Annotated in this window: 16 protein-coding genes and 1 riboswitch; of the genes, 8 read left to right on the top strand and 8 right to left on the bottom strand. The window is 68.3% G+C overall.

Annotated features, from left to right (window positions below):
• Positions 1-69: 69 nt before the first annotated feature.
• From BM436_RS14545 to BM436_RS14520, 6 genes are all read left to right on the top strand, one after another.
• On the top strand, positions 70-2691 hold the full coding sequence (locus BM436_RS14545) for a chemotaxis protein CheB (protein ID WP_093556249.1): 2622 nt from the start codon (positions 70-72) through the stop codon (positions 2689-2691).
• On the top strand, positions 2688-3989 hold the full coding sequence (locus BM436_RS14540; RefSeq protein WP_143133132.1) for a sensor histidine kinase: 1302 nt from the start codon (positions 2688-2690) through the stop codon (positions 3987-3989). The genes BM436_RS14545 and BM436_RS14540 overlap by 4 nt, the downstream gene beginning before the upstream one ends.
• Positions 3990-4070: 81 nt before the next feature.
• Positions 4071-6221: a S46 family peptidase gene (locus BM436_RS14535; RefSeq protein WP_229490300.1), complete on the top strand. Its 2151-nt coding sequence runs from the start codon at positions 4071-4073 to the stop codon at positions 6219-6221.
• 45 nt (positions 6222-6266) lie between these two features.
• Positions 6267-6890, top strand: coding sequence for a nicotinamide riboside transporter PnuC (pnuC, locus tag BM436_RS14530; protein WP_093556246.1), 624 nt, complete (start codon positions 6267-6269; stop codon positions 6888-6890).
• A complete protein-coding gene (locus tag BM436_RS14525; RefSeq protein WP_093556245.1) occupies positions 6887-7420 on the top strand; it encodes an AAA family ATPase in 534 nt (177 codons plus the stop codon). The genes pnuC and BM436_RS14525 overlap by 4 nt, the downstream gene beginning before the upstream one ends.
• Positions 7417-8130 carry a hypothetical protein gene (locus tag BM436_RS14520; RefSeq protein WP_093556244.1) on the top strand — a complete coding sequence of 238 codons (714 nt, stop codon included), beginning with the start codon at positions 7417-7419 and terminating at the stop codon, positions 8128-8130. The genes BM436_RS14525 and BM436_RS14520 overlap by 4 nt, the downstream gene beginning before the upstream one ends.
• On the opposite strand, the gene BM436_RS14515 is transcribed toward BM436_RS14520, so the two are convergent.
• Together BM436_RS14515 and BM436_RS14510 are read right to left on the bottom strand one after the other, a co-directional pair.
• Positions 8131-10242 carry a TonB-dependent siderophore receptor gene (locus BM436_RS14515; protein ID WP_093556243.1) on the bottom strand — a complete coding sequence of 704 codons (2112 nt, stop codon included), beginning with the start codon at positions 10240-10242 and terminating at the stop codon, positions 8131-8133. It abuts the gene before it with no gap.
• A gap of 50 nt (positions 10243-10292) precedes the next feature.
• Positions 10293-10392, bottom strand: a riboswitch (TPP riboswitch).
• A gap of 198 nt (positions 10393-10590) precedes the next feature.
• Positions 10591-11751, bottom strand: coding sequence for an iron-containing alcohol dehydrogenase (locus tag BM436_RS14510; protein WP_093556242.1), 1161 nt, complete (start codon positions 11749-11751; stop codon positions 10591-10593).
• Positions 11752-11866: 115 nt separating this feature from the next.
• Here BM436_RS14510 and BM436_RS14505 point away from each other — a divergent pair, with 115 nt between their 5' ends.
• Positions 11867-12274 (top strand): GFA family protein, encoded by a 408-nt coding sequence (locus BM436_RS14505; RefSeq protein WP_093556379.1) that lies wholly within the window; start codon positions 11867-11869, stop codon positions 12272-12274.
• Positions 12275-12317: 43 nt separating this feature from the next.
• Here the strand turns inward: BM436_RS14505 and BM436_RS14500 are convergent, their stop codons facing one another.
• The 5 genes from BM436_RS14500 to BM436_RS14480 are packed head-to-tail and all read right to left on the bottom strand — an operon-like array spanning position 12318 to position 15672.
• Entirely contained in the window at positions 12318-12662 is a 345-nt protein-coding gene (locus tag BM436_RS14500) for a hypothetical protein (RefSeq protein WP_143133131.1), read from the bottom strand.
• 54 nt (positions 12663-12716) lie between these two features.
• Positions 12717-14006 (bottom strand): RNA polymerase sigma factor, encoded by a 1290-nt coding sequence (locus tag BM436_RS14495; protein WP_093556240.1) that lies wholly within the window; start codon positions 14004-14006, stop codon positions 12717-12719.
• A gap of 2 nt (positions 14007-14008) precedes the next feature.
• A complete protein-coding gene (locus BM436_RS14490) occupies positions 14009-14710 on the bottom strand; it encodes a YciI family protein (RefSeq protein ID WP_093556239.1) in 702 nt (233 codons plus the stop codon).
• A 32-nt stretch (positions 14711-14742) separates the two neighbouring features.
• On the bottom strand, positions 14743-15174 hold the full coding sequence (locus tag BM436_RS14485) for a YciI family protein (protein ID WP_093556238.1): 432 nt from the start codon (positions 15172-15174) through the stop codon (positions 14743-14745).
• A gap of 15 nt (positions 15175-15189) precedes the next feature.
• Entirely contained in the window at positions 15190-15672 is a 483-nt protein-coding gene (locus tag BM436_RS14480) for a VOC family protein (RefSeq protein WP_093556237.1), read from the bottom strand.
• 224 nt (positions 15673-15896) lie between these two features.
• On the opposite strand from BM436_RS14480, the gene BM436_RS14475 reads away from it, so the two are divergent.
• The gene (locus BM436_RS14475; RefSeq protein WP_093556236.1) at positions 15897-17285 is read left to right on the top strand and encodes an MFS transporter; all 1389 of its coding nucleotides are present in this window, start codon (positions 15897-15899) and stop codon (positions 17283-17285) included.
• 241 nt (positions 17286-17526) lie between these two features.
• Here the strand turns inward: BM436_RS14475 and BM436_RS14470 are convergent, their stop codons facing one another.
• Positions 17527-18897, bottom strand: coding sequence for a sensor histidine kinase family protein (locus BM436_RS14470; protein WP_093556235.1), 1371 nt, complete (start codon positions 18895-18897; stop codon positions 17527-17529).

Genomic DNA, 18897 nt, shown 5'->3' with positions numbered 1-18897 from the left:
ATACGCGCTGGCCTTCGCGCGGGGCGCTTTGTATAATCGGTGAACTTATCGACAACAAAGCGGCCACTGATGAGCAAGCGCGACAACGTCCCAACCCCGCCCCCCGACGCGTCCGCGACCGGCCCCCTGATCCCGGAATACCTCGAGCCGCCCGTTCCCGCCGTGCCCGTGGTGGGCATCGGCGCCTCGGCCGGGGGCCTGGAGCCCATCTGCGGCCTGCTGGCCGCGATCCCGGCCGGCAGCGGCATGGCCTATGTGGTGGTCCAGCACCTGGACCCGCGGCACCCGGGCATGCTGCCCCCGCTGCTGCAGCGCGTGACGGCCATGCCGGTGCGCGAAGCCATGCACGGCATGCGGGTGGAGGCCGATTGCGTGTACGTGATCCCGGCCGGAGGCGAACTCGGTTTCGAGCGCGGCGCGCTGACCGTGTGCGCGCCGGCGCCGCGCCCGCCGGGCGCGCCGCACCTGGCCATCGACGCGTTCTTCGCCGCGCTGGCGCTGGAGCGGGGCGAACTGGCCGCCGGGGTGCTGTTGTCCGGCGCCGGCATGGACGGCACCTGCGGCATGCGCGCGATCCAGGACGCCGGCGGCCTGACCCTGGTGCAGCGGCCATCGACGGCGCAGTTCGAACCCATGCCGCAGAACGCGATCGACGCCGGCGTGGCCGACATCGTCGAGCTGCCGGCGCGCATGGCGCAGCGCATCGTCGACTGGCACCGGGGGCGGCGGCCCCTGCGCCTGCTGCGCGGCACCGGCATGGCGCGCCACAGCGCGCTGGGCGAGCTGCTGATGCTGCTGCAGGACCACACCGGCAACGACTTCTCCGACTACAAGCTCAACACGGTGATGCGGCGCATCGAGCGGCGCATGAACCTGCACCAGTTCCGCACCTTGGTCGAGTACGTGGCGCTGCTGCGCGACAATCCGGGCGAGGTCGACCTGCTGTTCAAGGAGATGCTGATCGGCGTGACCAGCTTTTTCCGCGACGAGGCGGTGTGGGACGAGCTGCGCACGCTGGTGCTGCCACGCCTGCTGGCGGCGCATCCGGACGGCGCCGACTTCAAGGCCTGGGTGCCGGCCTGCTCGACCGGCGAGGAGGCGTACACGCTGGCCATCGTGTTCAACGAGGCGCTGGCCGAGCTGCGCCCGGCCGCCCGCTACACGCTGCAGATCTTCGCCACCGACCTCGATCCGGACGCGATCGACCGCGCGCGCCACGGCTGCTTCCCCCTCGGCCTGGCGCAGGCGCTGCCGGAGGCGCGGCTGCAGCGCAGCTTCACCGTGGAGGACCAGGGCTACCGCATCCGCAAGGAACTGCGCAACATGATTATTTTCGCGGAGCAGAACGTCATCTCCGACCCGCCGTTCACCAAGCTGGACCTGCTATGCTGTCGCAACCTGCTGATCTATTTCAGCGCCCGCCTGCAGCAGCAACTGATCCCGCTGTTCCACTACGCGCTCAAGCCGGACGGCTGCCTGGTGCTGGGCAACGCGGACACGCCGGGCCAGTGCTCCGACCTGTTCGCGCCCGTGGCCGGCGGCAGCCGCATCTTCCGGCGCCTGGAGGGCGGCCAGCGGCTTCCCCTGAAACACTTTTCCAACCGGGTGGCGCTGAGCGCCACCCCCCAACCGTACGAGGCGAGAGCGGCATCCATGAGCGGCAATTTGCAATCCCAGGTCGAGCAGCAGCTACTCAAGACCCACACGCCCGCGGCGGTCCTGCTGAACCGCGACGGCGACATCCTGTACATCCACGGCCGCACCGGCGCGTACCTGGAGCCGGCGGCGGGCAAGGCCAACTGGAACATCCACGCCATGGTGCGCGAGCCGCTGCGCTACGCGCTGGAGGACCTGCTGCGCCGGGCCGGCGAGGGCGAGGGCGCGGTGGGGCAGGGCGGCATCGCGCTGCAGGACGGCCACGGCGCGGCGCGGCTGGTGAACCTGGTGGTGGAGCCGCTGGGCGGCGAGCAGGGGCAGGAGATGCTGCTGGTGACCTTCGCCAGCGCGCCCGCGCCGGCGCGGCGGCGGCGCGAGCCGGTCACGCCGCGGGTGGCCGAACTGGAGCGCCAGTTGGAGCAGGCCAGGCTGGAGGTGCGCACCGTGCGCGACGAGATGCAGACCTCGCGCGAGGAGCTGCGTTCGGCCAACGAGGAGCTGCAATCGACCAACGAGGAACTGCAGTCGGCCAACGCCGAGCTGACCATGTCCAAGGAGGAGATGCAGTCGCTCAACGAGGAGCTATACACCGTCAACGCGGAGCTGCAATCGAAGGTCGACGACCTGTCGCTGGTCAACAGCGACATGAGGAACCTGCTCAACAGCACCGACATCGCCACCATCTTCCTCGACAGCGCGCTGCACATCCGCCGCTTCACCACGCCGGCCACGCAGATCTACAAACTGATCGCCAGCGACGTGCAACGCCCGCTGAGCGACATCGCCAACGACCTCGATTATCCGGAGCTCGAGCGCGACGCGCAGGAGGTGCTGCGCACGCTGGTCTTCAGCGAGAAGCAGGTGGCCGCGCGCGACGGGCGCTGGTTCACGGCGCGCATCATGCCCTACCGCACGGCCGACAACGTGATCGAGGGCGTGGTGCTGACCTTCCTCAACATCACCGAGGCCAAGCGCCTGGAGACGCAACTGCGGCTGCTCAGCGGCCGGGTGCGCGACGCCGGGGGCGGGCAGTGAGCCCGCGGCAGGACGAGATGGCCCGCCTGCGCGAGCGCGCCGAGCGGGTGGCGGGGCCGGCGCCGGCCAGCGCCGCGCTGCGCCAGCGGCACGAGCTGCAGGTCACCCAGATCGAACTGGATATGCAGAGCGCCGCGCTGGCCGAGCAGCAGCACCGCCACGACGAGGCGCGGCGGGAACTGGCGGGCTACGAGACGCTGTACCGCCAGGCGCCGGCCAGCTATCTGACGCTGGACCTGCGCGGGCGCATCGCGCGCGCCAACCTGGCCGCCGGCGCGCTGCTGGGCACCACGCCGGAGGCGCTGCAAGGCAAGGGCTTCGAGCGCTACCTGGCGCCCGAGCGGCAGGCGGCCTGGCGCCGCTTCCTGACCGCGCTGACGCGCGAGGGCGGCGCCGCCTCCCTGGACACCGCGCTGTTCGACGGCATTCCCGGCGCGGGCGCGGTGCGCATCGACGCCAACCTGGACGCCGGCAACGGCGCCTGCCGCATGCTGGTCACGACCACCGGCGCGGCGGCGGCCCGGCCCGGGGCCGGCGCGCTGGCGGTGCTGGGCGGCGCGTTGCACGTGGCCGGCATGGCGCTGGCCGGCGGCGAGGGCACCGAGGCCGAGGCGGCCCACGCCCTGCGGGACGCGCAGGACCGGCTGCAACGGCTGGCGGCGCACCTGGCCGGCAGCCACGAGCAGGAGCGGCAGCGGGTGGCGCAGCAGATCCACGACGACGTGGCGCAGAACCTGCTGGCGCTGCGCCTCGACGTGGTCATGCTGCGGGCGCGCACCTCGGGGCGCCACGCGCAGCTGCACCGGCGCGCCGGCGAGGTGCTGGCGGTGGTCGACAGCACCATGCGCAGCGCGCGCGCCATCATCAACAGCCTGCGCCCGCCGGTGCTGGAACTGGGGCTGGACGCGGCGTTCGAGTGGCTGCTCGGCCAGTTCTCCACCCAGGCCGGGGTGCGCAGCCGGCTGGCGGTGCCCGACGAGAGCCTGTTCGCCGAGATCGGCCAGGAACCCGGCCTGGCGCTGTTCCGCATGCTGCAGGAGGCGCTGACCAATGTGCGGCGCCACGCCGGCGCCAGCGTGGTGGTGGTGGGCTTGTACCGGGACGCGGACGGCCTGGCGATGTCGGTCGAGGACGACGGCGTCGGCATCGCGCCCGGGCGGCGCCTGGTCGGCGGCGGCGGCCTGTCGCTGATCGCCGAGCGCCTGCGCATGATGAACGGCGAGCTGCGGCTGGCAGAGCACGCGCCCGGCCGCGGCTGCGCGCTGACGATACGTCTGCCGGCGAGCGTTCTTGCCTGAATGGCATGGTTGCCTGGAAGGGCACGACACCCGGCGGCGCAGGCACTATACTGCCGGTGCTTTTATCATCAGGGGATCATCTTGCACAAATCACTCGTTCTTCCGGCCGCCTTGCTGGCCGTGTGCGGCGCCACCAGCGCCGACGAAGGCCAGTGGCAGCCACACCAGCTGCCTCAGCTCAAAGCCGAACTGAAACGCGTCGGCATCGCCATACCGGCCGAACAACTGGCCGACCTGGCCAAGCATCCTATGAGCGCCATCGTCGCCACGCCCGGCTGCTCGGCGTCCTTCGTGTCGCCGCACGGCCTGGTGGTCACCAACCACCACTGCGCCTACGGCGCCATCCAGCGCAACGCCACGCCCGAGCGCAACTACATCGCCGACGGCTTCCTGGCGAAGACGCGCGAACAGGAACTGCCGGCCGGCCCGAACATGCTGGTCTACGTGACCGACAAGGTGGAAAACGTCAGCGCCCGCGTGCTGGAGGGCATGGGCGGGGCGGATGGCAAGGCGATGAGCGGGAAGGCCCGCCACGAACTGGCCCAGAAGCGCATCAAGGCGCTGATCGCCGAGTGCGAGACCGACAAGATGTACCGCTGCTCCGTGCCCAGCTTCCATCGCGGCGCCGAGTACTACCGCATCCGCCAGATGATGATACGGGATGTGCGCCTGGTGTACGCGCCGTCCGACAAGATCGGCAACTACGGCGGCGACATCGACAACTACGAGTGGCCGCGCCACACCGGCGACTATTCCTTCCTGCGCGCCTACGTGGGCAAGGACGGCCGCCCGGCCGACCCGTCGCCGGACAACGTGCCCTACCACTCCAGGGACTACCTGGCGGTGTCGGCCGAGGGCCTGAAGAACGGCGATCCCATCCTGCTGGCCGGCTACCCCGGCAAGACCAGCCGCTACAAGCTGCCGGTTGAGATCCGCCACGCGCGCGACCGCGCCTACCCGCTGCTGGCGGCCGAATACCAGGCCGACCTGGACACCATCGCCGCCGCCACCAGGGGCGACGCGGCGGGCGAGGTGCGCTACGCCAGCGAGGTCAAGACCATCAACAACCGCATGAAGAAGACGCTGGGCCTGCTGGACGGCTTCGCGCGCAAGGACCTGGCCGCCGTGAAGGACGCGCAGGACGCCGAATTCCGCGCCTGGTACGGCAGGCAGGCCAACGTCTCGCCCACCATGCTGGCCGAACTGGACGCCGCCATCGCCGCCGACATGGCGCTGGCCGACGAGGAATTCGCCTGGAGCGTGGCCACCAACAGCGACCTGCTGAAGAGCGCCATGAAGCTGCACCGCCTGGCGCTGGAGCGCGCCAAGCCGAACGCGGAGCGCAAGGCCGGCTTCCAGGAACGCGACGTGAGCTTCATCAAGGCCGCGCAGACGCGCATGGAGCAATCCTTCGCCGCCGGCGTGGACGAGGCGCGCTACGCCGCCGGCCTGCGCCGCTACGCCGCGCTGGCCGCCGCCTCGCACCCGCAGGGCCTGGACGCGCTGCTGCCCGCGGCGGCCGGCGTGCCGGCGCTGTACGCGAAGACGCGGCTGGGGCAGACCGCCGAGCGCCTGGCGCTGATGGACAGGGACGCCGCCGCTTTCGCCGCCTCGGACGACGCCTTCGTCAAGCTGGCCGTCGGCCTGCATGGCGTGGCCATGTCGCTGGAGGAGCGGCGCATGGAGGTGGACGGCAACCTGGAACGCGTGATCCCGCAATACATGGGCGCCGTGATCGCGTGGAAGAAGTCGCAGGGCAAGCCGGTCTACCCGGACGCCAACTACACGCTGCGCGTCACCTACGGCACCGTGGCGCCGTACTCGCCGAGGGACGGCCTCACCAAGGGCCCGTTCACGACGGCCGAGGGCATCGTCGAGAAACACACCGGCAAGGAGCCGTTCATCGCGCCGCAAAAGCTGGTGGACGCGGTCAAGGCCAGGCGCTACGGCCAGTTCAAGGACCCGGTGCTGGGCACCGTGCCGGTGAACTTCCTGACCACGGCCGACACCACCGGCGGCAACTCCGGTTCCGCGGTGATGAACAAGCGCGGCGAACTGGTGGGCCTGAACTTCGATTCCACGTATGAATCGATCACCAAGGACTGGTATTTCGACACCGCCATCACCCGCGCCATCCACCTGGATATCCGCTATATGCTGTGGGTGATGAAGGAAGTGGACGGCGCCGATAACCTGCTGAGGGAAATGACCATCAAGTATCCGAAGCGTTAGGCGTTTTTGCCTCATAATCCCGGGTCACGTCTGAAACGCCTTGCCATGAACGAAACCCTGAACCTTTTCGGCCTCGCCACCACGCCGCTGGAACTGCTGTCCTTCCTGCTGTCGGTGGCCACCGTGCTGCTCAACATCCGCCAGAACCACTGGGCCTGGCTGTTCGCCATCCTGTCGTCCGCCACCTACGGGGTGGTGTTCTACGGCGCGCGCCTGTACGGCGACATGGCGCTGCAACTGGTGTTCATCAGCGTGTCGTTCTGGGGCTGGTACCAGTGGCTGCATGGCAGCGCCGCGCACGACAAGCTGGCCGTCACGGAGCTGGACAGGCGCGGCGTCGCCATCGCCGCCGTCGCCTGGCTGGCCGGTTTCGTGCTGCTGGCCTGGTTCCTGCGCGCGTTCACCGACACCGACGTGCCGAGGATGGACGGCTTCCTCACCGCCGGCAGCCTGGTGGGCCAGGTGCTGCTGTCGCGTAAAAAGGTCGAGAACTGGCACGTCTGGATCATCGTGGACGTGGTCTACGTCGCGCTCTACATCCACAAGAACCTGATGCTCACGGCCGTCCTGTACGGCATGTTCGTGCTGATGGCGATCGCCGGCCTGTTCGCGTGGCGCAAATCCATGGACGGCGAGGGCGACGGCGCCGAGGCCGTGGTCTTGAAATGACGCGCGCGCTGCGCGTCGCCATCCTGGGCTCCGCGTCGGCCGGCAAGACCACGCTGGCGGCGCGCCTGGCGCGCCACTACGGCACCATCTGGGTGCCCGAATACCTGCGCGAATTCGTCGACACGGCGGGCCGCCTGCCGGTGGCGGCGGACCAGATCCACATCGCCCGCACCCAGGTGGCGCGGGAGGCGGCGGCGCTGCCGGCGGCGCGCGGCTATCTGTTCTGCGACACCACGCCCCTGATGACGGCGGTGTACAGCCGCCAGTACTTCGGCGGCATCGACCCGGAGCTGGAACGGCTGGCGCGCGGCCACGGCTACGACCACACGCTGGTGTGCGCGCCGGAGCTGCCCTGGGTGCCGGACGGCCTGCACCGCGAGGAGACGGACGTCAGCGGCGCCGTCACCGGCCTGCTGCTCGAGGAGCTGGCGGCGCGCGGCATCGCCTACACGGTGGTCAGCGGTCCGGCCGCCGAGCGTTTGCTGAAAGTCGAGCAATTGCTGGGAAGGCCTGCTACATTGGGAGGATGAAAAAGCTCATCGTCCTGGCCGCCCTGTCGCCGCAGTTCGCCTGCGCGGCCACCGGCTACTACCTGGTCAGCACTTACGACGTCGAGGGCCAGCGCTCCATCGACTACAAATACTGGAACGCGGACTACAAGCATTCCTCCAGCACCTCCTCGCCCGAAATCGGCTATGGCTACGGTGTCACGTCGCGCTGGTACACGGAGCTGTACGCCGTGTGGAGGCGACCGCATGGCCGCGACAGCAAGCTCGCGGGCGTGGCGTGGCAGAACGACTACCTGCTCACGCAAGGCCAATACCCCTTCGATCTGGCGCTGCACACGGACATCCAGCGTAGCCCCGGCAATGGCTACGGCGCCGAGATCGGCCCCGTGCTGCAGACCGAGTACCACCGCACCCAATTCAACTTCAATCTGTTCCTCCAGCGCGATTTCCGCAACGGCAGGAGCAACGACACGGAGATGGTGTACCAGTGGCAGGTCAAGCAGCGCTGGAAAAGCTGGCTGGAACCGGGACTGCAGGGCTTCGGGGAGCTGGGGAAGTGGAACGACTGGCTGCCGCGCAGCCGGCAGTCGCATCGCGCCGGGCCGGCCTTGTTCGGCGCGCGCGACCTGGGGCGGGGCCAGGCCGTCAAATACGAGGCGGCCTGGCTGATCGGGAAAAACTCGGCCCGCGCGGCGAAGAGTTTCACCATGCGGGTCCAGTACCTGTTCTGATCAGAAGTCCAGCTGGGCGGACAGCTTGACGGTGCGCTCGGCGCCGGGGAACAGGTAGCCGCCCAGGTCAGGCGTCACGTCGCGCCAGTAGAACTTGTTGGTGACGTTGTACACCTGCGCGCGGAACACGGCGGCCGTGGCGCCGAACTTCGCCGAGTACGACGCCCCCATGTTCACCACGCTGTAGCCAGGCACGAAGGTGGTGTTCTCGGGATCGAAGGCCTTGCGGCTGGCGTACTGCACGTTCGCGTTCACCTTCAGGCCCGCCACTTGCGGCAGCGCGTACTCGGCGTACACGGACGATTTGAACTTCGGCACGTTGGTCACGCGCTTGCCGTCCATGGCGGCCTGGCCGGTGCCGCTTTGCTCGGTGTCCAGCGCCATCGCGGTGAAGGCGATGTTCAGGTCGCGCGCCACCTTGCCCTGGGCCGTCATCTCCAGGCCGCGGTGCTGGCGCTGGCCGTTGCGCACGAAGGTGTTGGCGGCGTCGGTGTATTCCAAGCCCTGGCGGATCTGGAACACGGCCATGGCCAGGCTCAGGTCCTTGTGCACGTCGGCCTTCACGCCCAGCTCGATCTGCTTGGACACGGAGGCCGACAGGGCGCGGTTCTCGTTGGTGGTCTGCATGGGCGCGATGCCGCCGTGCTCCAGGCCCTTGGCCCAGCTGGCGTAGGCCGACACGTTGGCTTTCGGCGAGAACACCAGCGACACGTTGGGCAGCAGGAAGCCCTGGTCGGAGGGTTCGACACCCGCCTCGTTGCGCTCGACCTGCGCGTGGCGCACGCCGGCGTGCAGCTTCAGCTGGTCGGTCAGGCCCACCACGTCCTGCACGAAGACGGCGCGTTCATGGTCGTTGCGGCGCTCGGACGCGGCGCCGGTGACGCCGGTGGACGGCGCCACCGCCACAGGGCGGTAGATGTTGCTCACGCCGGCCCAGTCATACACGTAGTCGCCCCAGCGCTCGCTGTTCTTGAAGTAGGAATAGCCGAAGGTGGCCGCGTGCTGGAAGGCGCCGGTGGCGAATTTGCCCTGCACCATGGCCTGCAGCGCCTGCGGCCTCTTGGCCTCGCCCAGGCTGCGGTAATCGTAGACGTCGTAGTCGCCGTTGGCGCAGAAGCCGGGATACAGGTCCTGCGCGCCGCAGCCGTAGGGGAAGGCGGTGTAATCGTCGCGCTTGAAGGAATGGCGGTTGGCCGACACGGTGGCGTTCCAGTCGCTGTTGAACTGGTACAGGAAGCGCGCGCCCAGGTTGCTGCTTTCGGTCTCGACCGGCTTGGCCCATGGCTGGTCGTTCAGCATGGTGTCCGCCGCCACGTTGGGCAGGGTGACGTTGTTAATCAGCTGGAAGCCGGGCGCCGACAGCTGCGATTTCTTCTGGTAGTCGCCGTCGATCTGCAGCAGCGCCTGGGGCGAGATCTGCCAGTCGAAGGCGGCCGAGACGAAGTTGCGGTGGCCGTCCGCGCCCTTGATGTAGGAGCGCAGGCGTTCGCCGGCCGCGTTGATGCGGTAGCCGAAGCGGGAATCGCCGAAGCGGCCGCCCAGGTCCACGTGGCCCAGCAGCGTGCCGCGCTCGGAGGCCTCCACGGTCACGCTGCGCAGCGCGGTGTCGGTGGGGCGCTTGGTGATGTAGTTGACGATGCCGCCCGGCGCCGCCAGGCCCGATTGCAGGCCGGCCAGGCCCTTGAGCACCTCGATGGCCTCCTTGTTCTCCAGCGGGATCTGGGTGTCGCCCGAGATGGCCAGGCCGTCCTTGCGGTAGCTGCTGGCGTTGTTCAGTTTGAAGCCGCGGATGGAGAACTGCTCGGCGTAGCCGACCGCGTTGTAGGCGTCGCTGATGCTGGCGTCGAACTTGGCGGCGTCGGTGGTCGAGCGGATGTTCAGCTCCTGCATGCGTTCGCGCGACAGCACGGTGACGGAGGCGGGGGTCAGCAGCAGCGGCATGTCCGTGAAACCGGCGACGGACGAGCGGTTCGCGTTGGCGCTGCGGGCGCCGGTGATGACCACCTCGGTCATGGTGGTGTCGGCGGGCGCGTCGTCGGCGCAAGCGGCCGGCGCGAACGCCTGTGAGATCGCCAGGGCGATCGCGGAAACTGCGAAATTACGAATGGACATAACGGGCTCTTTAAGAAAAACGGGAGCCAACGGGAAGGGAACAAAGGAGGGGAAACAACTTTGCGCTTTCCTTCGCTGGCATTATCCAGATCAGGTACGAAGGGTATCTCTCACCCGGACAACGCATGTCCAGGACCCCTAGCGAAGCGGCAAGTGTATCACAACCACAAAAAGCGCCCAGGGCCATTATTCACCATAGGGAATATTGGCCCTGGGCGCTTTTCACGCGTTATGCGGGCGTTTCGGGGCGACGTCGGAGCGAAGCGCTTGCCGCGCGGGAAAAATGGCCCTGGGCGTATATTGCGGAGGGGGAAAAACCGCCCTGGGCTATTTTTGGTGGCGGGAAAGTTACAGGCTGAGTTGGAGGGCGGCGCGGCTGGCGGCGGCGTCGACGTCGCGGTGCTCGCCGAGCTTGACCAGCTTGTGCGCCTCCAGCCGGTTCACCACGGCGTCGATCGCGCCGGCGTCCAGGCCGTAGCCGGACAGGCGGGTCTTCACGCCCATCTGTTCGAAGAAGGCGCGGGTGCGCTCGATCGCGGCGTCGATGCGGCCGTCCTCGTCGCCTTCAACCAGGCCCCACACGCGCGCGGCGTATTGCAGCAGCTTGGCGCGCTTGGCCTCCCTGCGCACCGTGAGCATGCCCGGCAAGACCACCGCCAGCGTCTGCGCGTGGTCCAGGTGGTAGAGCGCGGTCAGTTCGTGGCCGATCATGTGCGTGGACCAGTCCTGCGGCACGCCCACGCCGATCACGCCGTTCAGCGCCATCGTCGCGGTCCACATGATGTTGGCGCGCACGTCCAGGTTGTCCGGCTCGCTCAGCGTTTTCGGGCCCTCTTCGATCAGCGTCAGCAGCAGGCCCTCGGCCCAGCGGTCCTGCACCGGCGCGTTGACGGGGTGGGTCATGTACTGTTCCATCACGTGCACGAAGGCGTCGACCACGCCGTTGCCGACCTGGCGCAGCGGCAGCGTGAAGGTGGTGGAGGGGTCGAGCACCGAGAATTTGGGGAACACCAGGCGGTTGGCGAACGGGCGCTTTTCCTGCGTGGCGGCGCGCGTGATGACGCTGGCGCTGTTCATCTCGGAGCCGGTGGCGGGCAGGGTCAGCACGCTGCCGAAGGGCAGGGCGGCGGCGATGTTGCGGCCGCCCTTTTCCAGGATCAGCCACGGGTCGGCGTCGCCGAACAGCGCCGCCGCCGCGATGAACTTGGTGCCGTCGATGACCGAGCCGCCGCCCACCGCCAGCAGGAAGTCGATCCGCTCGGCCTTCACGATCTCGACCGCCTTCATCAGCGTCTCGTATTGCGGATTCGGCTCGATGCCTGGGAATTCGACCACCGCGTGGCCGCCCAGCGCCGCCTTCACCTCGTCGTAGACGCCGTTGCGCTTGATGCTGCCGCCGCCGTACAGCATCATGACGCGCGCGCCGGCCGGGATCAGCGGCGTGATGGCGGCGATCTGGCCCTTGCCGAACAGGATCTGGGTGGGGTTGTAGAAGTCGAAATTAAGCAAGGCGGGCTCCCGGTTGAATGGAGCGGCCATTATCGCTCAGCCCGGGTTTTCGCGTGTGCCGCCGCCCGCCGCGCGGCGCTACAATGGACGGCCCAGGACCGGCAAGGAGGCCGTCATGCACACCGGAGGCTGTTTCTGCGGCGACCTGCGCTACGAGGCGGACGGCGCCGTCTCCCATCGGACCAACTGCCATTGCACCATGTGCCGCCGCGTCGCCGGCGCGCCCTGCGTGGCGTGGTTCACCGTGGCGCGCGCGGGCTTCCGCTACACGCGGGGCGCGCCCACGCGTTTCCATTCCAGTCCCGGCGTCACGCGCTGCTTCTGTCCGCGCTGCGGCACCCACCTGAGCTTCGAGGACCACCGCGCCCAGGGGGAAATCGACGTCACCACCGCCAGCCTGGACGACCCGGAGGCGCTGCCGCCGCTCGACCACACCCACGCGGAAAACCAGCTGTCCTGGCTCAAGCTGGCGGACGGCCTGCCGCGCTTCGCGCGCAGCCGCGCCGAAGGCGCGCTTATTTAGAGGCGGCGGCGCGCGCGGCGTGTGGTTCGCATGGGATTCCTTCTCAAAGCACAAGCACGTCGTCGACATAGTTGAGCAGGTTAACCTTCTGCATGACGCAGGCGTCCAGTTCGAAGGCGATGCCCTGGACGAAAAAGACGGTCTCGGCGTCGCCGCTGGTGAAGTGGATGCCGTCCTCGGCGAAGAAGACGGGGAAGTGCTGGGCCGAGCTGTGGCCGGTCCACATATATAGCCCGGACGCGTCCAGCTCCACGTCGCGCAGGAAGACCCGGCTGCCGCTGAACCGGTCCGGCATTTCGAAATCCGGCCGCTGCGCGACAAACGCCGCCCACTGCGCGTGCGAAATGCGCGGCTCGCGCACGATGTAAAGATCGTCAAGGTGTTGCATGGTCATCGTTGATAGTGCTTGCAACGCCGAGTATGACGCCTATGCGCCGGCATTTCAATACCGCGGCAAGCCGGGCGCGCAGGCGGCGGCGCGCGACAGCAGCAGTTCCCGCTCGCGCGCGTTCTGCGTCAGCGACGCGGCCCGCTCGAATTCGAGGCGCGCCTCGTCCCTGCGTCCCAGCTTGAACAGGAAGTCGCCGCGCACGCTGGGCAGCAGGTGGTAGTTCTTCAGCGCCGGTTCCTCCAGCAGCCCATCCACGACCTCCAGCCCGGTCTCCGGACCGAAGGCCATGGACAGCGCCACCGCGCGGTTCAGTTCCACCACGGGGGAGGGGGCCAGTTGCGCCAGCGCGTCGTACAGCGCGGCGATGCGGCCCCAGTCGGTGTCGGCGGCGGCGCGCGCGCGGGCGTGGCAGGCGGCGATGGCGGCCTGCAGCGCGTACGGCCCCAGGCCCCGGCCCACGCGCTCGGCGCGCGCCAGCGCGGCCAGGCCGCGCCGTATCAGCAGCTGGTCCCAGCGCGCGCGGTCCTGCTCCAGCAGCAGCACCGGCGCGCCCTGCGCGTCGGTGCGCGCCCGTGCGCGCGAGGACTGGATCTCCATCAGCGCGACCAGGCCGTGCACCTCGGGCTCGCCCGGCGCCAGTTCGGCCAGCACGCGGCCCAGCCGCAGCGCCTCTTCGCACAGCGCGGGCCGCATCCAGTCCGACCCGGCGCTGGCGGAATAGCCTTCGTTGTAGACCAGGTAAATCACTTGCAGCACCGACGACAGGCGCTCCACCAGCTCGGCCCCGCGCGGCACGTCGAAGGGCACGCGCGCCTCGGACAGCGTGCGCTTGGCGCGCACGATGCGCTGCGCCACCGTCGCCTCGGGCACGAAGAAGGCGCGCGCGATCTCCTCGGTGGTCAGCCCGCCCAGCAGGCGCAAGGTCAGCGCGACGCGGCCCTCGGTGGACAGCACCGGGTGGCAGGAGATGAAGACCAGGCGCAGCAGGTCGTCGCCGATGTTGTCGTCCAGCGCGCGTTCGAGGTCCGGCGCGGCGTCTTGCAGCAGGCCCTCGATCTCGTAGGTGAGTTCGGCCTCGCGCTCCTGTTCCAGCTTGCGGTGCCGGAGATGGTCCAGTGCGCGGTTCTTCGCCACCGTCATCAGCCAGGCGGCGGGGTTGTCGGGCGTGCCTGTTTCAGGCCAGCGCTCCAGCGCGGCCAGCAGCGCGTCCTGCGCCACTTCCTCGGCGGTGCCGACGTCGCGCAGCATGCGCGCGGCCACGGCGATGATCTTGGCCGATTCCATGCGCCATACGGCTTCGATGGCGCGGTGGATGTGCTGCGCGCCGGGGCTCGCGGGCATGGTCACCGATGTACCGTGCGCAGTTCGATCTCCAGCTCGTCCGGATGCGGGTAGGGATAGTTGCGCACCCAGTCCATGGCCTGCTCCAGGGTGTCCGCCCGGATCAGCCAGTAGCCGGCGATCAGTTCCTTCACCTCGGTGAAGGGACCGTCGATGATGGACGGCCTGCCGCCGCTGAACTTCACGCGGCCGCCCCTGGCGGTCGACTTCAGGCCCTCGCCCGCCAGCGCCAGGCCGGCGCGCACGCCGGCCTGGTTGGCGCGGTTCATGGTGTCGATGACGGCGGGCGGCGGCTCCAGGTCCGCCTCGCTGCCCTGGTCCGATCGCAGCAGGACCGCCCAGGCCGGGCCTTGCGGCGCCTCGCCCGTGTCGAAACCCACGCAGCCGCCGGGACAGCCGGCCTCGCGCACTTCGATCAGCGCCTCGCCCTCGGCGTCCGCGGTGGGCCACGCCTTGGCGGCCCACGCCAGGGCCGCGTCGCGGTCGGCGGCCTCGATGAAGGTGTAGCCGGCCACCAGCTCGCCGGCGTCGGCGAACGGGGCGGCCCGCACGGTCCACTCGCCAGCGGGGGCGCGCCGCATGCGCACGCCGCTGGCGCTGGGATGCAACCACTTCGCCGACGGCATGGCGGCGGCCAGTTCGGGCGGCGGAAAGTCCGCCGCCTCCGTGGTCCGGTCCGACCTGCGCAAGATCATGAATTGCATCGCATTCCTCCAGGAGTGGTGTTGTTTTCCGCTTAGTGCTGTTGCTGGGCCTTGGCCTTTTCCATGACGCGTTTTTCCTGCTCGCGCAGTTCCGGCGTGAACTCGGCGCCGAAATCGTCCATTTCAAAGACCTGGCGGATCTCGATGTCCGAGTCGCTTTCCATTGGATTGGGGCAGCGCTTGACCCATTCGATCGCCTCCTCCAGCGACTTTACCTGAACCAGCCAGAAGCCGGCAATCAGCTCCTTGGTTTCGGAGAACGGCCCGTCGACGACGGTGCGCTTGTTGCCCGAGAAGTGCACGCGCACGCCCTTGCTGCTGGGGTGCAGGCCCTCGCCGGCCAGCAGCACGCCGGCGTTGACCAGCTCCTCGTTGAACTTGCCCATCGCGGTCAGCAGTTCCTCGCTGGGCATCTTGCCGGCCTCCGACTCGGGGCTGGCCTTGACTATGATCATGAAACGCATGGCGGCTCCTCGCTGTTATTGTTTCGGGGCGTCGGTGCAGCCGCCTTGTTTTTCCATCTCGGCCTGCATTTCTTCCGGCGTCATGTCGCGCTTGTGGGTGGCGATGGACCAGATGTGGCCGTAGGGATCGGTCAACTGGCCGTAGCGGTCGCCCCAGAACATGTCGGCCGGCGGCATCTTGGCGGTGCCGCCCGCGTCCACCGCCTGCTTGTAGGCGGCGTCCACGTCCTTCACGTACAGGTGCAGGTAGACCGGGCTGCCGTTCAGCTGCTTGGGCCCCACGCAGCCCCAGTCGGGGAAGGCGTCGGCCATCATGATGAAGGAGTCGCCGATTTGTATCATCGCGTGCATCAGCTTGCCGTCCGGGCCGGGCATGCGGTGGATTTCCACGGCGTTGAAGGCCTTTTTGTAATAGTCGATCGCCTCGGCGGCGCCTTCGCAGACGATGTGCGGGGTGATGGTGGCGAAGCCTTCCGGGATGGGTGCAACATTGCTCATGATGATCTCCTTGACGGTGGTTGGGAATCTGAACGCAAAACTGCGCGCTCATACTCCCACGACGCGCGGGCGAACGCCAGATCGACACGGTACAAATATTTTTTCCGGTTTTTTTGAACCATTTTCGCTTGCTTGCGCCTGCTTTAGGTTGTACGATGACATACAACTTGGATGCTCTCGTCGGTGACCGAGAGAGATCGAACAACAACCATTAAAGTGATCCCATGAACCTGAGTGAGCCCGTCAGCCAGCAATCCGTTGGCAAATACCGGTGGACCATCTGCGCGCTGCTGTTTTTCGCCACCACCGTCAATTACCTCGACCGCCAGGTCCTGAGCCTGCTGGCGCCGGACTTGTCCAAGGAGTTCGGCTGGAGCAACTCCGACTACGCCAACATCACCGCCGTGTTCCAGTTCGTGTACGCGATCTCGATGCTGTTCGCCGGCCGCGTGGTCGACAAGATCGGCACCAAGCAAGCCTACATCCTGGCCATCGTCATCTGGTCGATCGGCGCCATCATGCACGCCTACTCGGTGCCGATGGGCGCCGGCATCGCCTCTGTGCTGGGCGCCTTCGGCTTCGCCGCGATCCCGGTCTCGATCGCCGGCTTCATGCTGTCGCGCGCGGTGCTGGCGGTGGGCGAGGCGGGCAACTTCCCGGCCGCCATCAAGGCCACCGCCGAGTACTTCCCGAAGAAGGAGCGCTCGTTCGCGACCGGCATCTTCAACTCCGGCGCCAACGTGGGCGCCATCCTGGCGCCGCTGACGGTGCCCTGGATCGCCATCAACTGGGGCTGGCAGATGGCCTTCATCGCCATCGGCGCCGTCGGCTTCATCTGGATGGCCGCCTGGCAGATGATGTACGAGGCGCCCGAGAAGCAGAGCCGCCTGTCGAAGGAGGAACTGGCCTACATCCGCGCCGACGAGCAGGGCCGCGCGCCCGCCCCGGCGCCGGTGGCCGGCGGCGCCAAGGTGTCCTGGTTCAAGCTGCTGACCTACCGCCAGACCTGGGCCTTCACCTTCGGCAAATTCATGACCGACGGCGTGTGGTGGTTCTTCCTGTTCTGGCTGCCGAAATACCTGTCGGCGCAGTACGGCATGGGCAAGGAGGCGATCGTCGTGCCGCTGGCCGTGTTGTACAGCATGACCATGGTGGGCAGCATCGGCGGCGGCTGGTTCCCGGCCTACTTCATGAACAAGGGCATGCAGGCCTACGACGGCCGCATGAAGGCCATGCTGGTGATCGCGCTGTTCCCGCTGGTGGTGTTGCTGGCGCAGCCGCTGGGCTACATCAGCTTCTGGGTGCCGGTGCTGCTGATCGGTATCGGCGCCTCGGCGCACCAGGCCTGGTCGGCCAACATCTTCACCACCGTGTCGGACATGTTCCCGCAGAAGTCGGTGGCGTCGGTGGTGGGCATCGGCGGCATGGCCGGCGGCCTGGGCGGCGTGGCCGTCTCCAAGATCGGCGGCTGGCTGTTCGACTACTACGGCGCGCTGGGCCAAATCCAGACCGGCTACATGATCATGTTCAGCTTCTGCGCCGTGGCCTACCTGCTGGCGTGGGGCGTGATGAAAACGCTGGTGCCGCGCCACAAGGAAATCACGGACCTGTGATGGACTGACGATGGGCAGCGAGGCGGCCGCACCGGGATTCCGGCGCGGCCGTTTTTTCATGGGGCGGCGAGGCCGGGCGTCAGAGGCTGAGAGTTTTTCGGGCGTGCCAGAGCAGCGCGCCAGAAGGTGGCCGATCGAGGCGCAAAGCACAGCCATAGCTCGGGCTATGGCGAGCATTTGCAACGACGAGCGGGCACCTTCTGGCGTGATGAGCGGGCATGATCGAAAGACTCTCAGCCTCTCAGCCCAGCGCCTTCATCGTGATCTGGAACAGCAGGCCGCCGCCGTCGCGGTTGCGGACCTGCAGCTCGGCGCCGTGGCGCTGCAGCACGCGGTCGACGATGGCCAGGCCCAGGCCGGCGCCGTTGGCCTGGCCGCGCGCCGCGTCGAGGCGGGTGAAGGGCTTCAGCAGTTGCGCGATCTCCCCCTCCGGCACCCCCGGGCCGTGGTCCTGCACCTCGACCACCACGCGCTTGAAGCTGTGCATGCCCTTGACGGTGCACTTGATGTCGATCTCGGTGTAGTCCGTCTCGGCGGTCCGGCCGTAGCGGCGCGCGTTCTCGATCAGGTTGTTGAGCACCCGTTTCAGGTCGGTGGCGTTGCCCAGCACCTGCGCGTGTTCGGCGATGTCGGTGGTGATGCGCACGTCGTGCAGGCGCGACACCTCGTGCGCGGTCTCGCTCAGCAGCGCGCCCAGGTCCACGTTGATGAAGCTGGAGGCCTCGGTGGGCTTGGCGTAGTCGAGGAACTGGCCGATGATGGCGTCCATCTGGCCGATGTCGGACTGGATGCCCTCGCGCGCCTCGTTCGACAGGTTGGCCATCTCCACCTCCAGCCCCATGCGCGCCAGCGGCGTGCGCAGGTCGTGCGAGATGCCGGCCAGGATCACGGCGCGGTCCGATTCCACCTGCGCCAGGTCGCGCACCATCTGGTTGAAGCTGCGGTTGGCCTGGGCGATTTCGGCCGGCCCCTTCTCGGGCAGCGGCTCGGGGCGGCGGCCCTCGGCCAGTTGGCGCGTGGCGGCCGTCAGGCGCGCCAGCGGGCGGTTGATCAGGCTGGAGATCAGCGCCGCGCCCAGCAGCGACAGCAGCGACACCACGCCGGCCCAGCCCAGCCACTGGATGCCGGTCAGGCCGCGGATGCGTTCACGCTCCAGCATCAGCCAGTAGCCGTCCTCGCCGATCTTGAAGCTGACCCAGAAGCCCGGCATGCCGTTCACGCTGGAGGAGAAGCGCGTGTCCTTGCCCAGCTTGGCCTTGACCAGCGCCTCGATGTCGGGCATCAGCGCGTTGTCCGGCGGCGGCTCGACCTCGTCGTCGTCCTCCAGCGTGAAGATGCGGATGCCCTCGTTCGACACCAGCTCGAACAGCAGTTCGCGCCGCAGTTCGGGCGCGGAGTGGGTGAGGGCGGCGTGGGTGATGGTGACCACCGAGATCACCTGCGAGGAGATCTGCTGCACCTGCGGCTCGCGCTGCACCACGCTGATCATGCCGACCCAGGCCGACATGCTCAGCGTCGTCAGCACGCCCAGCAGCAGGAAAGTGCGCCAGAACAGGCCGCTCTTGAGCGCGGCCAGCGAGAACAAACGGGGGACCAGGCGGGGAAACTTCAT

The sequence above is a fragment of the Pseudoduganella namucuonensis genome, from assembly GCF_900116645.1.
Lineage (GTDB): Bacteria > Pseudomonadota > Gammaproteobacteria > Burkholderiales > Burkholderiaceae_D > Rugamonas > Rugamonas namucuonensis.
The sequence above is the reverse complement of the archived record's forward strand: the minus strand, read 5'-3'. Positions and strand labels throughout refer to the sequence as shown.